This window comes from Enterobacter sichuanensis (assembly GCF_009036245.1).
In the GTDB taxonomy this organism is placed as follows: Bacteria; Pseudomonadota; Gammaproteobacteria; order Enterobacterales; family Enterobacteriaceae; genus Enterobacter; species Enterobacter sichuanensis.
Window position 1 is genome coordinate 2,863,902 of sequence record NZ_CP027986.1, and the last position, 15,617, is coordinate 2,879,518.

A 15,617-nucleotide genomic window follows, 5' to 3' on the forward strand; every position below is an offset into this window, starting at 1 on the left:
CGCAGGGATGCGCCGAGAGGGCGTGGCCTGCAGGGATGCAGGCTCATGCCCGACCCGATAGCCTGGAGGAATAAGCTGAGGGTACCGCGAAGCGGCGATTTACCGCCGGGAGCCCGGGTCGCCAGGGCGGTGGCGATTGAGCCGCCCTGGCACGTTCACTGGTCATGTTGTTACAGAGTAGCATTGAACATAAAGTGAACGGAATGTCCACCAGAGCCGTATGTTCCCCCTCACCCCAGCCCTCTCCCTCTGTACAGTCCGGGGACATGGTAGACAGGTGTTCGGGGACATGGTGAACACTTTTTAACATCCTTTACCCATGGTGATCGACTTTTTCTTCAGGTCGATCACCCCCACTTTCGTGCTGTACCACCACACTTCATAGCAGCCATCCTCCTGCGTCTCCTTCAGTCCGACCCGCTCTCCCCTGAACGCTTTACCCGCGCTCAGACTTACCCCTTTCACGCTCAGCTTTCCGCTGATATCCACTTTCCTGACCATCACGCCCTCGTCGTATTCCGGGGCGTTGTGTTGCCGCTGTACCGTCGCGATGACGGCTGATACCGCGAGCCCGGTACCGCCATATCCAGCGCCTCATGCGGGCGTTCAAGGTTATAGACCGTCCGCCAGTGGTCGAAGGCGCGCTGCAGTTCACCGCTGTCCGCGAACCACTTCCCCTGCAGCACTTCCGCCTTCAGGCTGCGGTGAAAACGCTCCAGCTTGCCCTGCGTCTGCGGATGATACGGCCGGGAGTGCCCCACCCGGATACCCTGGCGCATAAGCCACAGCTCCAGTGCCGTCCAGGTGCCGGTGGTGTCTCCCCACGGTGAGCCGTTATCCATCGTCATCCTGTCCGGCAGGCCGTAGCGTTCAAACACGCTGACCAGCTGCTGCTGCACGGTCTCACGACGTTCATCGTTACAGTGCACCAGGCACAGGGAAAAACGGGAGTGGTCGTCCAGCAAAGTGAGCGGATGGCAGCGGCCACCGCCAAAGGGAAAGTGGCCCTTAAAATCCATCTGCCAGAGCCGGTTGGGCGCGTCATGTTCGAACCGTCCCGTGGCGGGAATGCCCGGTGAAGTGCCCGGCAGCAGGCCGTGACGGGCCATCAGGGTATGAACGGTGCTGAAGGCGGGCATGGTGTGCCCCTGGTCTTCCAGCCAGCGCTTAATCTTGCGGGCTCCCCAGCGTTGATGACGGTCATGGGCCATGCGCAGCAGGGCAGTGATGTCGTCAGATGAGCGGTTCGGGGAATGGTGCGGTATGCGCGGGCGGTCCTGAAGGCCGGAGGCCCCTTCCTCCGCCCAGCGACGAAGCCACTTGTAGCCGGTGGCAGGTGAAATGCCGAAGCGACGGCAGAGGGAACGGATGTTCGCCCCGTCCTGCGAGGCGAACAAAACAAACTCGGTACGTAATGACATGGTATCTCTCGCATCCCAGGGCATAAGCGACTCCATAAACGGGTTCTTATGCCTTAGTTGTAAGTGTCTACCATGTCCCCGAACAAGCGTTCACTATGTCCCCGGACCGTACACCCTCAAGGGAGAGGGGGTCGTCGGAGTAGACATTATTTTGTGTTTGCTCCCTCACCCCGAAGGGAGAGGGAGCAAACACAAAAAACGGCAACCTGGGTTGCCGTTTTGCATTAACTTACGCTACATGGTTCGCCGCGATATCCAGCAGCGCCATCTCTTCACTGTTCAGCAGCTTCTCAATATTCACCAGAATCAGCATACGCTCACCCAGCGCACCCAGACCGGTCAGATATTCGGTCGACAGCGTGACCGCAAACTCCGGTGCAGGGCGGATTTGGTCCGACGTCAGGGAGAGCACATCAGAGACGCCGTCTACCACAATACCCACCACGCGCTGCCCCAGGTTCAGGACGATCACCACGGTGTTGTCGTTGTAGTCAACGTCGCCCTGGCTGAACTTCACGCGCAGATCAACGATAGGCACAATCACGCCGCGCAGGTTGGTGACACCTTTAATAAAAGCAGGCGTGTTAGCGATGCGGGTAACCTGATCATAACCACGGATTTCCTGCACTTTCAGGATATCGATGCCGTACTCCTCATCGCCTAAAGTGAATACCAGGAATTCCTGCCCTGATGGCTCGCCCGCCAGTTTCGTTACATTACTCATACCGGTCATGTTATTACCTTCTACTTAATCAGGCGGCTGTGTACGCCACACGTTGTTCACGATTTAATCCCTGAAGCGCCGACACATCGACGATCAGCGCCACGCTACCATCACCCAGAATGGTGGCGGCAGAAATACCCGGCACTTTGCGGTAGTTGCTTTCCAGGTTCTTCACCACCACCTGGTGCTGACCAATCAGTTGATCAACCAGCAGCGCGTAGCGGCGGCCCGCACTTTGCAGGATCACAACGATACCCTGCGTGGCCTCTGTCTTCGCCCCGTCCACTTCAAATACTTTCCACAGTTCCACCAGCGGCAGATACTCACCGCGCACTTCGAGAACGCGCTCGCCGCCCGCCAGCGGATGCAGATCTTCCTCACGCGGCTGCAGGGATTCCATCACGGCGTTCAGCGGCAGGATAAAGACTTCGTCCGCCACTTTGACTGACATGCCGTCCAGGATCGCCAGCGTCAGCGGCAGCAGGATGCGAATGGTGGTGCCGGAGCCCTGTTTAGACTGGATCTCAACGTGGCCGCCCATCTCCTGAATGTTACGTTTCACCACGTCCATGCCGACGCCGCGCCCGGAGACGTCGGTCACCTGCTCTGCGGTAGAGAAGCCCGGGGCAAAGATCAGCATCCCCACTTCTTCATCAGTCATGTTCTCGCTAACCGCCATCCCCTGCGAAATCGCTTTTGCCAGGATGCGCTCGCGATTAAGGCCCGCGCCGTCATCGGTCACTTCAATGCAGATGTTCCCGCCCTGATGCTCTGCGGAGAGGATCAGATTCCCGACCGGGGATTTCCCGGCAGCAATACGGTTTTCCGGCAGTTCAATACCGTGATCGAGGCTGTTACGCACCAGGTGGGTTAACGGGTCAATGATGCGTTCGATCAGGCTCTTATCGAGTTCCGTTGAGCTACCCATCAGGGTCAGTTCAATCTGTTTATTCAGCTTGCTGGCCAGATCGCGGACCAGACGCGGGAAGCGGCTGAAGACATATTCCATCGGCATCATACGGATGGACATCACTGATTCCTGCAGATCGCGGGCGTTACGCTGCAGCTGACCCATGCTGGTAATCAGGTCGCCGTGCGTGACCGGGTCCAGTTCGTTAGAACGCTGCGCCAGCATCGACTGCGTGATGACCAGCTCGCCCACCAGGTTAATCAGCTGATCGACCTTCTCAACCGCAACGCGGATACTGGTTGACTCGCTGGCGCGCGCGGCAGGTTTTTCACCACGGCCCGGCGCGGCAGTCTCTTTTGGCACCGCTTTTAATGCCGGGGCCGCAGGCGCAACAGCCGGGGCCGCCGCCTGAGGGACGACTGCCACCTCTTCCGTTGCAGTTGGGGCTTCAACCGCGACGGTTTCGGTTTCAAAGGCAATCTGGTCGGCTTCAATCACAAAGCACAGCACCGCCACGATGTCGTCCTGACTGATACCGTCATCCAGCGTCGCAGCCAGGCTGTCTTTGCCTTTTACTACGTTGCTTAATTTCGCCAGGTTACCCAGCTCTTCTTCCAGCAGGTTGACTTCATTTTCTTTCAGGCGTGACAGCACCACGCGCAGTTTGCCCGCCGGTGCGTCGGCAGGGGCAGACGCCGGAGCGGCAACCGCATCGACAACGCTCAGCTTTGCGGCCGGAACCACGGCTGCGGCAACCTCACCTTTCGCTTCCAGCGCGAGCTGGCGCAGCGCATTGCAGATGTATTCAAAGCTGGCGGCATCAGGCTCTGCCGAACTTTTATAGGCGTCGAGCTGTTCCTGCATAATATCTTTGGTTTCCAAAAACAGGTTGATAATGTCGGTATTGAGCTGCATCTCACCGCGTCGTGCTTCATCAAGCAGGTTCTCCATTAAATGGGTAGTCTCCTGCAGGATGGTAAATCCAAACGTTCCGGCTCCGCCTTTAATGGAATGCGCCGCACGGAAGATGGCATTGAGCTGCTCGGAATCCGGTGCTTCGGGCACCAGATCGAGCAAGTGTTGCTCCATATCGGCCAACAATTCGTCGGCTTCATCAAAGAATGTCTGGTAAAAATCGCTAATATCCATGCTCACGCTATCACCTCGGATTGGCTGGTGGCGATGTTGGAACGGCAGCCGAAGGAACGGCCCCAGGCTGTTTTAAATCGTCCAGTGACTCATTCTGACTTTCGGCGTTTTCATGCAGGATGGCCTGCTCCGCCTGCTGGTTCAGCACTAAAAGACTGATACGACGGTTGATGGCGTCATCCGGCCCGCGGTCGGAAACGCGCATGGTTGCTGCCATGCCGACCACGCGCAGTACCTTGCCATCATCAAGCCCACCGGCCACCAGCTCGCGACGCGAGGCGTTGGCACGATCGGCAGAAAGCTCCCAGTTGCTGTATCCCTTCTCCCCACTGGCGTACGGGAAATCATCCGTGTGTCCTGACAGGCTGATGCGGTTAGGAATGCCGTTCAGCACCGGAGCAATGGCGCGCAGAATATCGCGCATGTACGGTTCAACTTCCGCGCTCCCGGTTTTGAACATCGGGCGGTTCTGGCTATCAATAATCTGAATACGCAGCCCTTCCTGCACCAGGTCGATTTTCAGGTGCGGGCGCAATGCGCGCAGCTTCGGATCCGCTTCAATCAGCTGATCGAGATCGCCACGCAGTTTCTTCAGCCGCGCCTGCTCCATCTTTCTTTTCAGCTCGTCGATGTTCGGCTCTTTTTTCACCTCACCCTTTTGCTGGGTGTAATCATCGCCCCCACCGGGGATCGGGCTTTCGCTGTTAGAGATACGCGGCCCACCGGTCACCGCCGTCGCCAGCGGCGTTCGGAAATATTCGGCAATCTGGATCAGTTCTTTCGGGCTGGAGATGGAGATGAGCCACATCACCAGAAAGAATGCCATCATTGCGGTCATAAAGTCAGCGTACGCGATTTTCCAGGAGCCGTGCGCGCCATGACCCCCGCCCTTGTGCTTGCGTTTTTTTACGATGACGATCGGATGGGACTGGTTTTTCATGCGTCCTCAGTTGTCGTCTGTTGGTTTGGGTTTTTCACCGCACGCACGTGTTCTTCAAGCTCGATAAACGACGGACGCTCGCTGGAATAAAGCGTTTTACGGCCAAATTCAACCGCGATCGGTGGCGCATAACCGTTGAGGTTAGAGAGCAGCGTGATCTTCACGCACTGCATCATTTTGGTGGTTTCCGCGCTCTTCTGGCGCAGGACGCTGGCCAGTGGAGAGATGAAGCCGTACGCCAGCAAGATACCGAGGAAGGTGCCCACCATCGCGTGGGCAATCAGCGCACCCAGTTCGGCTGCCGGGCGGTCTGCCGACGCCAGGGCGTGAACCACCCCCATGACCGCAGCAACGATACCGAATGCCGGCAGGGAGTCGCCCACCAGCGCCAGGCTATTAGCCGGCACTTCAGATTCACTTTCGTGGGTTTCAATCTCTTCATCCATCAGCGCTTCGATTTCGAAGGTGTTCATGTTGCCGCTGATGATGAGTCGCAGATAATCGACGATGAAATCCAGCATCATGGCGTCGGCAAGAATACGCGGATAGCTGGCAAAAATTTCGCTCTCTTTCGGGTTTTCGATATCCCGTTCAAGCGAGAACATCCCCTGCTGACGCGACTTCGCCATCAGGCGATAGAGCAGTGCCAGCAGGTCCATATACATGCTTTTGGTGTATTTCGAACGACGGAACAGCAATGGAATAGCTTTCAGCGTCCCCTTGATCGATTTACCGTTGTTACCAACGATAAAAGCCCCTACCCCTGCACCGCCGATGATAATAAGTTCAGCCGGTTGATAGAGTGCTCCAAGGTGCCCGCCGGTCATCATGTAACCGCCGAAAACTGTACCGAGAACTACCAGGTAACCTAATAAGATAAGCACGACATCATCCTTCCGCTAGTGACTATGGCAAGGACGTCCAGCTCGCAGCGTTTACCGTTTGCGGGGTAAAAAAAAGCAGCGGTAATTGCTTACCGCTGCTGGAATCTTTCCCACACGTTCGGGTTAAACAGCTTGTTCGATCTGTTCATCCAGCAGTTGTGGAATAATATCGGCAGCATCCCGGGAAAGTTTACGTCTTTTTACTGCGCGGGATGGAGGCTGACATAAACTACAGGCGAAGCTGCCTGCAGGCTGATGAGCATGGGTAATAAAATTGCCATCGCAGCAGTTGCAGCGCGACAGTTCAAGCATTCCGCTCTCAACAAAACGCACCAGCGTCCATGCGCGGGTCAGCGCCAGCAGAGGGCCTTCTTCCTGCTGTGGGCATTGTTCAAGGTAAAGTTTGTACGCTTTGATCACGGCGTCAACGCCGCTACACAAACCGGTTTTGAGAAGATACTGCCAGGCGTTACAGAACATGGACGCGTGAATATTCTGCTCCCATGTCATAAACCAGTCGGTAGAAAACGGCAGCATGCCTTTTGGCGGGGGACTACCACGTAACTCTTTGTACAGCTTGATGAGACGACCACGGCTGAGCTGAGTCTCGCTTTCAAGCATTTGTAAACGAGCACCCAGTGTAATCAGCTCCATCGCCAGCTGTATGTCACGCGCTTCCTGAACAATGCTTTTCTCGCTCATTGCTAGGCCCTTTTCTTACGGGCTACGTCATCAGGCTGGCTGATTTCGTTAAGCAAGCGCGTGGAAAGAAGAATACCGGTATGGATCTGCTGAAGATCGTCAACGCGGGACTCCTGGGTCAGACGCGTGATGGTCTGCGCATCGTCGAAACGGAACTGGCAAACCAGTTGATTCGTTTCAGCCAGTTTAACCATCTGTGGGAGGGTTAAACCACCCAGCATGGTTGCCATTTCTTCGTTAATACCCAGACGAAACATCGCGGACGCTTTGTCCTGACTAATCAAACGCTGCGCGAGCAGTAAATACGACAAATTGATGTCATAGATATGTTTTAGCAACTCGGATGTATGCATTGTTCCCATCCCGAATAACCAACTATTATTTTTATGCGGAAAGACCGCACCCCGTGATGTCGCCGGGAAATCACCCGGTATAAAAAAGAAAAGGCTAAATGCATAGTTGAATTTAGGTTTGTATTCACTGAAACGCGTAAGAGAGAAATCGCGAATGCGTCCCTTACGTGTTTTATCATTTCTTACAAATAACTAAGATTTTTCCTAATTCGACGCAAACTCTACTCGTCAGTTTTGACACATACAATCCAGCCACCCTCAAATTTAAAAAAAATGTGATCTACGTCACACAATTTAAGTGAATTTGACCCATAAATCCATCAGTATGACTTGTAATTTGTTCACTTATTGACCATTTGGAACTATTTTGTATTCTTAAATGACGAATACTCATGCAGATGGCTTAAAAGAACTGGCACGTAACGTGCTTGCTCTGTCCCGGGCGTCTGTCTGAAACATTCTCGCCAGACGCCTCTGCGTGACACATTTTTCTTACCGTGAAAAAACATAGAGTTATACAAACAGCCTAAAAACACCGTTTCATAAAGAAACTATTCGAAATGATTTTGTAACGACAAGGAACGATTAAACAGGGAAAAGGTGCATTTGTGTGATTTACGTTAAGTTGTTAATTTTTTTCATTTAGGGCCATTTTTCAGTTATTCTTCTTATAAGAATAATTAATGAATAATTATGATAAGGTTCACACTAATGTCGTAATCCGCTCTTGCAGATCCAGGCAAATCGCGGTAATGGTGATCACACGCTGTCTGTCAGACATCTAAGGAGTGCGCCATGAGTTACTCCCATCTTCTTGTTTCTGTTGCTGTTTCTCCCGAAAGCCATCAACTCCTCGCCCGGGCCGTTTCGATTGCCAGACCCCACAATGCGCGTATCAGTCTTATAACACTGGCGGCCGAACCCGAGATGTATAATCAGCTGGCTGCCCCGATGCTGGAGGATATTCGTGAGGTTCTGCAGGAGGAAACGCAGCAATTTCTGCGTGAGCTGGTCGAAAAGGCACAATATCCTGTTTATGAAATCGTTATAGCGACAGGCGAACTTAATGCTCATATTCTGGATATGTGTCGTAAACAGAAAATTGATTTAGTGATATGCGGTAATCACAACCACAGCTTTTTATCGCGCGCGGCCTGCGCGGCAAAATCTATTGTCGCCTCAAGCCAGGTTGATGTGTTGTTAGTGCCGCTTGGGGGGCGTTAACCCCCCGGTATAAAATCAGGCGAGTTTAGGGAAAGTCGCGATCTTTTTTTGCAGGTAGCCTTCATGGCTTTGCGGGGCGATATCACGCAAATCCTGAATAAAGCGCGCCTGCCAGTGATTAATATCGTTCTTACGGATCGTCTCCATCATTTCAGCATGGCGGGAAATACGCTCCGTGAGCGGCATCGTCAGGGCACGATTCAGCGCGTTTGCCACATCATCGCGATCGTAAGGGTTTACGATCAGCGCTGAGGTGAGTTCATTTGCGGCCCCGGCAAACTGGGAAAGCACCAGCACCCCAGGATCGGCAGGGTCCTGAGCCGCCACATACTCCTTCGCGACCAGGTTCATCCCGTCCCGCAGCGGCGTGACGAGGCCGACATCCGCATAGCGGAAGACCTTCATCAGGATCTTGCGATCAAAATGCTGATTCAGATAAAAGAGCGGCGTCCAGCCCAGCTGGCCGTAGCGACCATTAATGCGCCCTGCTTCAGTCTCCAGCTGATGACGAATGTCCTGGTAGGCCTGAACCTCACCGCGTGAGGTCGGCGCTATCTGGGTATAGCGAATTTTACCGTGATGCTGCGGGTATTTATCCAGCAGCGTTTCATACGCCAGGAAACGTTCCGGCAGCCCTTTGGAATAATCAAGACGCTCGACCGAGAAGATATTTTTCACGTGCTTAAGTTCATTCTTAAGCTGCGCCAGCTTAGGCGGCAGCGGACCGGCGGCCTGCTCAGCGATTTCGTCAGGTTCAATCCCTATTGGATAGACTTCGGTATGGAAGGTTTTCCCCCACGCCGTATGGGTCTTGCCCCCTTTGGTCACCAGACGCGCTTTACCTGACACCGAATCAAGGAACGCCAGACGGTCATTTTCAGTCTGGAAGCCCAGTAAATCATAATCACACAGCGCCTCCAGCAATTCTTCATGCGGCGGCAGCGCGGTAAAGATCTCCGGCGTCGGGAACGGAATGTGCAGGAAGAAGCCGATCCGGTTATTGACCCCCCTCTTGCGCAGCTCTCTGGCGAAAGGCAGCAGGTGATAATCGTGGATCCATAAAATATCGTCTTCTTCGATTAAAGGCAGCAGTTTATCCGCCAGCAGCGCATTCACCCGCGTATAGCCTTCAAAGGATTCACGCTGGAATTTCACCAGGTCAAGACGATAGTGAAACGCAGGCCACAGAACGGCATTGGAGAACTGCGAGTAGTACTCGTCGTAATCTTTCTCTTTCAGGGCGAATGAAGCCCACGTGATGTTTCCGCGCGTGACCTTTTTTAGCGGTTTCTCTTCTTCACTGATTTCACCACTCCAGCCAAACCACAGCCCGCCAGCAGCTTTTAAGGCACCTAATACCCCTACCGCCAGGCCACCTGCACTGGCTTTTTTATCATCAGGCGGTGCAATTCGGTTAGAGACGACGACTAAGCGACCCATAATGGTTTCCCCCTTTGTTTTGCGCTATTTGTTGTTGTTGCTGGTTAGCGATGTCAGATATCCACTGCCAGACGCTGGCGACATCCGCCAGCCGCCATTCGGCGACAGTGTCACCAGGCCCCACCTTGACGGCGATCCCTCCGGCCTGATTTACCACACGAAACCCGGCCTCGTCGGTCAGGTCATCCCCTATGAAAACGGGCGTCCGCCCTTTGAAAGGCGGTGTCGCCATAAACGCGGCAATGGCCGCACCTTTATTGATCCCTTTCGGTTTTAACTCCACGACGCATTTACCGGGCTGCAGTGCCAGCTGCGGATGCGCATCCGCAACCGACTGAGCCAGGGCCAGTACAGCCTCTTCATGCTGCGGTGCCTGGCGATAATGCAGGGCGAAGGCCATGCCTTTGGCTTCCAGCTCGGTGCCAGGCAGGTCAGCCAGCGCAGCAGAGAGCTGCTTCTGGAGCGTTTGCGTGAGTGCGTCGGGGAGTGAAACGATATGCGTTTGATCATGGATGTCGCGGCGCTCCGCTCCGTGTACACCGGCCAGCGGAAAGTGGTATGGACTGGCGAGCATGTCCAGCTCGGCCATTGAGCGCCCTGATATCAATGCCAGTGCTCCCTCATTCATGCGCGAGAGCTGATGCAAATCCTGTAACACCGCCTCCGGAATAGACACCTGATCGGGGTGCGGTTTTATCCCGGCGAGCGTGCCGTCGAGATCGAAAAAGAAAGCATAATGTCCGGGCAGTACAGGCGGTGCGGTTAACGAGTCAGCCACCCTTTTCCTCCTTACGGTTTACGAGAGGTAAACGCCTTTACCTCTTTCATAGCCATGTAAGTATAGACAGTGTGACGTCGCTCGCCATTTGACAACCGCCCCGCCAGTTTTACTGGCGGGGCGGTGAAGGGGTCAACTATGGTTATTAGTTGAGCAATGAAAGAGAAGAAAAAGGGTCAGACAGTTCGCTTCGCTTTTTGCTTGTAACGGTCGAAAATCACGGCTGCCAGCAGGATCAGACCCCGCACCACGTACTGAGAGAACGGCGAAATATTCAGCAGGTTCATGGCGTTCTCTACCGTCCCCAGAATCAGGATACCGGCCACCACATATGAGATTTTTCCGATGCCGCCTTTGAGGGAAACGCCCCCTAAAACGCAGGCGGAGATGACGATCAGCTCATAACCGATGGAGGTCATTGGCTGGCCGCTGGTCATACGCGACGCCAGGATAATCCCCGCGGCGGCAGAAACCAGCCCTGAGAGCACAAAGATAATAATCTTGGTGCGTACCACCGGCACCCCAGCCAGACGAGCCGCTTCTTCATTACCGCCAATTGCCAGGGTGTTACGGCCAAAGGTGGTCCGGTTAAGCAGGAAGCCGAACAGGATCAGGCAGGCGACGGTCAGCCAGATAGGCGCAGGCAGACCCAGCCAGTTCGCATAACCCAGGGTAAAGAAGCGCTCGTCTTCAATCCCCACCGCTTTACCGTCGGAGATGATATAGGCCAGCCCGCGGACAATTTGCATCGTCGCAAGGGTGGTGATCAGGGCGTTAATCTTCAGACGTGCGATAACAAAACCGTTCACCAGACCACTGATAACGCCAAGTAACAGACCGGCCAGCACGCCAATCCACAAACTCTCCGTCATGTTGATCACCACGGCCGTGGTGACGCCGGCACAGGCAATCACCGACGCCACCGAGAGGTCAAAATCGCCGGAGGCCAGACAGAACAGCATCCCGCAGGCCACCATTCCGGACATGGAAATGGCCAGCCCCAGCCCCTTCATATTAATGAAGGTGGCAAAGTTAGGAACGAAGATCGCACAGGCCAGGAAGAGCGCGGCAAAGACCACCAGCATGCCGTACTGATCCCAGATACGTCCCACACTCAACGCCGACTTCGACTTCGGCACTCCGGATGTAGTAACAGAGGACATCATTAACTCCTTACTCAGGCGACAGCCTGGCTGACTTTAGGCATGGCGAGGTTCAACGCCTGTTGTTCATTCGCCTGTTCATGAAGTAATTCACCGGCAATTTCGCCTTCACGCATCACCACAATGCGATCGGCTACGCCAAGTACCTCCGGCAGATCGCTGGAGGCGAAGAGTACCGCCACGCCGCGTTTTGCCAGTTCATAGATCACGTTATATATCTCGTGTTTTGCCCCCACATCGATCCCGCGGGTCGGCTCATCCAGTAAAATGACCTTCATATCCTCTGACAGCCAGCGGCCTAAAATGGCCTTCTGCTGGTTTCCGCCAGAAAGATTCATGATCAGCTGCTGGGGTCCCGGCGTTTTGATATTCAGTGAGCGAATATGGTGGTCGGCGTTGCTCGACTCCCAACTATCGTTTATCAGGCAACCTGCGCGAATAAACTTACGGCGGGCGGAGATATTGATGTTGTCGCGCACCGAATGCACCGGAATGATCCCCTCCGCCTTACGGTCTTCCGGACAGAGCATCATCCCCGCTTTTATTGCATGGGCCGGTTTCTGGATATCCACCCGCTCACCATCAATGGAAACCTGTCCATCGGTGATACGGGTTCCGCCGAACAAGCCTTTCATTAATTCGCTGCGCCCTGCCCCAACCAGACCAAACAGTCCGACAATTTCACCGCTGCGTACGGATAACGAAACCGGCGTTCTCACGCCCGGCGCTTTCACATTGTCCAGGCGCAGGCGTTCAGGCCCGTACTCGCGTGGCTTCCAGTGATAAATATCACCCAGCTCGCGTCCGACCATCGCCTGAACAAGCTGGTCATGGTTAACCTGCTCCATGTCGGTAAAGGTGCGCACATAGCGCCCATCTTTAAACACGGTGATGGCATCGCTCAGGGCAAAAATCTCTTCCATACGGTGTGAAACGTACAAAATTGTGCGCCCTTCCTGACGCAGTTCGCGGATAACCCGAAACAGATTGTCGATTTCACGCGCAGAGAGCGAACTGGTGGGTTCATCAAAGGCAATAATTCTGGCGTTACGCGCCAGTGCCTTGGCAATTTCAACCATCTGCCACTGGCCGATGGAGAGATATTTCAGCGGCGTCTGGGGATCAACATCCAGACCCAGGTGTTTAAGCTGCAGCCCCGCTTCATAATTAAGTAGCGAACGATTCACCACGCCGCCTTTATGCGGAAGCTGTCCTAAATAGATATTTTCCGCCACGGTCATCTCGGGGATGAGGTGCAGCTCCTGATAGATAATGGCCACCCCGGCATTTAGCGCCGCAGTGGTATCGGCAAACGCCACCTCTTCACCGCGAATCGCCAGCGTGCCAGTCGTTGGCGTGTAGTTGCCGCTGAGGATTTTCAACAGTGTGGATTTTCCCGCACCGTTTTCCCCCATCAGGGCATGAACCTGGCCGGCATAGCAGTCGAAGCTGATATCGGTCAGCGCGTTAACACCGGGGAATGTTTTCCCGATGCCGCGAAAAGAGAGATACGGATCAGACTGTCGCATAACGTCTCCGTGATTCCTGTAGTGTGTACGTCAGGCCCCTCACCCTGCGCGAGGGGCACAATCACTGCGTATTACTTACCGCCCAGTCCTTTTTTCGCCAGCTCCTCTTTGAAGTTGTCGCGGGTGATCAACACCACGTCGGTTACTTCCGTAAATTTCGGCGGCTCAACCCCTTTGGTTACCCAGTTGTAGAGCATTTCGCTGGACTTATAGCCATGAACGTCCGGGCTTGGCAGCAGAGAGCCGTAGAAACCAGTGGCCTGCGCTTTAGAGAGTTCACTCACCGCGTCAACGCCGTTGATGCCAATCCCGATCACATCAGGTGCTTTGAACCCCTGACCTTCCGTCGCGCGTACCCCGCCCAGCACGGTATTGTCGTTCATGCCGACCACCAGCCAGTGTTTCACCTCCGGATGCTGAACCAGCATGGAGTTGGCGGCGTCGAAAGCGCCCGGGATATCGTTGGATTTGGTGGGGACTTTGTAGATCTGTTTTTCCGGGAAGCCGGCCGCTTTCAGGGCATCCATTGAACCGGTGGTACGACGACGCGCCGTGTCCAGTTCATCCGCGGTGATCGCCATTACCGCCGTTTCTTTCACATCCCAGCCACGCTTTTGCATCTCTTTATAGAGTTCCTGGCCCTGACGTTCGCCAATCTTGGTCGCCGCCATCATCACCAGCGGGACGCTGTCCATCGGCTTGCCTTTGGCGTTAACGAACTGATCGTCAACGGCAATGACTTTCATGTCGTAACCGCGAGCTTTCGCCGCAATGGCCGAACCGAGCTTGGGATCCGGCGTACAGATAACGAAACCTTTCGCACCGCTGGCCGCCAGGCTGTCGATGGCATTCAGGGTTTTCTCACCGTCCGGCACGGCGATTTTAATCACCTCAAAACCTAAATCTTTCCCGGCCTTATCAGCGAATTTCCACTCGGTCTGGAACCAGGGTTCTTCGGGCTGTTTTACCAAAAAACCGAGTTTTAAATTCTCAGCGATAGCGGATTGTGACATAACGGCAGCCAGACCGATGGCCGCGAGCGCTTTAGTAAATTTGTGCATGGTAAACTCCAGCTTTAGCATTCTTTTCTGTAGGGAATATTTGCGTGCTTCTAATTTAATCGGACTTAAAACAAGGCATTAGCGCTTACCTCGTCATAAGCGTTATTGCTGGTGATAGTTTTAGCGGGAAATTAATCATCCATAAGAGAGCCCCATCACACCGCAGAATTACAGTAATTGCGTACATAAATTCAGCGAAAAATGACATAAAAAAGGGCGTATTTGTCTGACAAATGAATAAGGGTTAAGCAGGATTATCCATAAGATTAGCTAAGAAATCCCTGATGCCCTTAAGGAGGCAAAATCGCAATGGCGTGTTAACGAAGGGGTAACCGGTTTTAGATCATGAAGAACAGAGAAACTGAATTACCGTTATTCTGCAGAATTTGATTTAACTCAATTTTACGTCGTCAGCATAAATTAAAAATAATTAAGCCGTATTTGTATTTTTCACCGAGCATTATTCCAGTTAATTATTTTCGGAAGAGTAACAATGCATGACGCAGACAAAAATCACTTATTATCATAGGCTTAATCGTATGTTATTTCATGGCGAGCTAATTGACTTTTTGTACTATATTAAACTTTGTAATGTATGGTAAACACAGCCTAATTAAGAGTTTTCTTAGACCAAAGACAAGGGTATGCTTATTTATATCGAACACAGGAAGTGAATTCGGTCGACTTTAGTCACTGCAGAAAGACTATTTCTGTTTTTTCTTCGTATTTGCCTGGCACACAGGTTAAGCAACGGACATCACGTCCCACAGTCAATAAGGATATGAGTATGGCTACCCAAACGATGATGCAAAAACTTAACGCGCAGATGAACCTTGAGTTCTATGCCTCTAATCTGCACCTGCACCTGAGTGCATGGTGTGCCGAGAACAGTCTCACGGGCTCTGCCACATTCTTTCGCTCTCAGGCGCAAAGTAACGTCACGCACATGATGCGTGTTTTTAACTACCTGAAAGCCGCAGGGGCAAATCCTGTTGTGAAAGCCCTTGATGGGATCAACGAAAATTACTCTTGTCTGGAAGAACTGTTTCAGAAAACGCTCGACGAGTATGAGCAGCGCTGTAGTACGCTCAGCAAGCTGGCCGATGAAGCCAAAGCCCAGCAGGACATTACTACGCTTAAATTCTTACGCGATATGGACAAAGAGCAGCAGCAGGATGGCATGCTGCTGAAGACGCTGGCGGATGAGATCCATAACGCGCAGCAGGCAGGGTTATGCCCCGAGCAAACCGACCGTCATCTGCTCGATATTGTGGCGGTGCAGCATCACTGAGTCTTTTAACCTGCTCCCGTCCGGGGGCAGGTTCCCCTTCTTATCCCC

General features: G+C 53.6%; 13 protein-coding genes and 1 pseudogene. 2 read left to right on the top strand and 12 right to left on the bottom strand.

The window, feature by feature from the left end; translation table 11 throughout:
- Window positions 1-303: 303 nt before the first annotated feature.
- The 7 genes and pseudogenes from C1N69_RS13820 to flhD form a co-directional block, all read right to left on the bottom strand.
- Window positions 304-1,445 (bottom strand): annotated as a pseudogene (locus tag C1N69_RS13820) (IS481 family transposase).
- A 205-nt stretch (window positions 1,446-1,650) separates the two neighbouring features.
- The gene (gene cheW / locus C1N69_RS13825) at window positions 1,651-2,154 is read right to left on the bottom strand and encodes a chemotaxis protein CheW (protein ID WP_014884351.1); all 504 of its coding nucleotides are present in this window, start codon (window positions 2,152-2,154) and stop codon (window positions 1,651-1,653) included.
- A gap of 19 nt (window positions 2,155-2,173) precedes the next feature.
- On the bottom strand, window positions 2,174-4,210 hold the full coding sequence (gene cheA, locus C1N69_RS13830; protein ID WP_059385023.1) for a chemotaxis protein CheA: 2,037 nt from the start codon (window positions 4,208-4,210) through the stop codon (window positions 2,174-2,176).
- Window positions 4,211-4,214: 4 nt separating this feature from the next.
- Window positions 4,215-5,144, bottom strand: coding sequence for a flagellar motor protein MotB (gene motB / locus C1N69_RS13835; protein ID WP_025760369.1), 930 nt, complete (start codon window positions 5,142-5,144; stop codon window positions 4,215-4,217).
- A complete protein-coding gene (gene motA, locus C1N69_RS13840; RefSeq protein WP_008500417.1) occupies window positions 5,141-6,028 on the bottom strand; it encodes a flagellar motor stator protein MotA in 888 nt (295 codons plus the stop codon). The genes motB and motA overlap by 4 nt, the downstream gene beginning before the upstream one ends.
- 123 nt (window positions 6,029-6,151) lie before the next feature.
- Complete coding sequence (flhC, locus tag C1N69_RS13845) at window positions 6,152-6,730, bottom strand: flagellar transcriptional regulator FlhC (RefSeq protein WP_013096051.1); 579 nt, start codon at window positions 6,728-6,730, stop codon at window positions 6,152-6,154.
- A 2-nt stretch (window positions 6,731-6,732) separates the two neighbouring features.
- Window positions 6,733-7,083, bottom strand: coding sequence for a flagellar transcriptional regulator FlhD (flhD, locus tag C1N69_RS13850; RefSeq protein ID WP_025760368.1), 351 nt, complete (start codon window positions 7,081-7,083; stop codon window positions 6,733-6,735).
- Window positions 7,084-7,878: 795 nt separating this feature from the next.
- On the opposite strand from flhD, the gene uspC reads away from it, so the two are divergent.
- A complete protein-coding gene (uspC, locus tag C1N69_RS13855) occupies window positions 7,879-8,307 on the top strand; it encodes a universal stress protein UspC (RefSeq protein WP_155031388.1) in 429 nt (142 codons plus the stop codon).
- Window positions 8,308-8,322: 15 nt separating this feature from the next.
- Here uspC and otsA read toward each other — a convergent pair whose 3' ends face one another.
- The 5 genes from otsA to araF all read right to left on the bottom strand — a co-directional run bounded on the left by otsA (window position 8,323) and on the right by araF (window position 14,278).
- On the bottom strand, window positions 8,323-9,747 hold the full coding sequence (gene otsA, locus C1N69_RS13860; RefSeq protein WP_094919080.1) for an alpha,alpha-trehalose-phosphate synthase: 1,425 nt from the start codon (window positions 9,745-9,747) through the stop codon (window positions 8,323-8,325).
- Window positions 9,722-10,525, bottom strand: coding sequence for a trehalose-phosphatase (gene otsB, locus C1N69_RS13865; protein WP_059385026.1), 804 nt, complete (start codon window positions 10,523-10,525; stop codon window positions 9,722-9,724). Before otsB ends, otsA begins: the two co-directional genes overlap by 26 nt.
- Window positions 10,526-10,701: 176 nt before the next feature.
- A complete protein-coding gene (araH, locus tag C1N69_RS13870) occupies window positions 10,702-11,691 on the bottom strand; it encodes an L-arabinose ABC transporter permease AraH (protein WP_173651692.1) in 990 nt (329 codons plus the stop codon).
- An 11-nt stretch (window positions 11,692-11,702) separates the two neighbouring features.
- Window positions 11,703-13,217, bottom strand: a complete 1,515-nt coding sequence (araG, locus tag C1N69_RS13875; RefSeq protein ID WP_025760331.1) for an L-arabinose ABC transporter ATP-binding protein AraG — start codon at window positions 13,215-13,217, stop codon at window positions 11,703-11,705.
- A gap of 71 nt (window positions 13,218-13,288) precedes the next feature.
- Window positions 13,289-14,278, bottom strand: a complete 990-nt coding sequence (gene araF, locus C1N69_RS13880) for an arabinose ABC transporter substrate-binding protein AraF (RefSeq protein ID WP_014832433.1) — start codon at window positions 14,276-14,278, stop codon at window positions 13,289-13,291.
- 787 nt (window positions 14,279-15,065) lie between these two features.
- Between araF and C1N69_RS13885 the strand changes: the two genes are divergently transcribed.
- Entirely contained in the window at window positions 15,066-15,569 is a 504-nt protein-coding gene (locus tag C1N69_RS13885) for a non-heme ferritin-like protein (protein WP_094919078.1), read from the top strand.
- The last annotated feature ends 48 nt before the right edge of the window (window positions 15,570-15,617 follow it).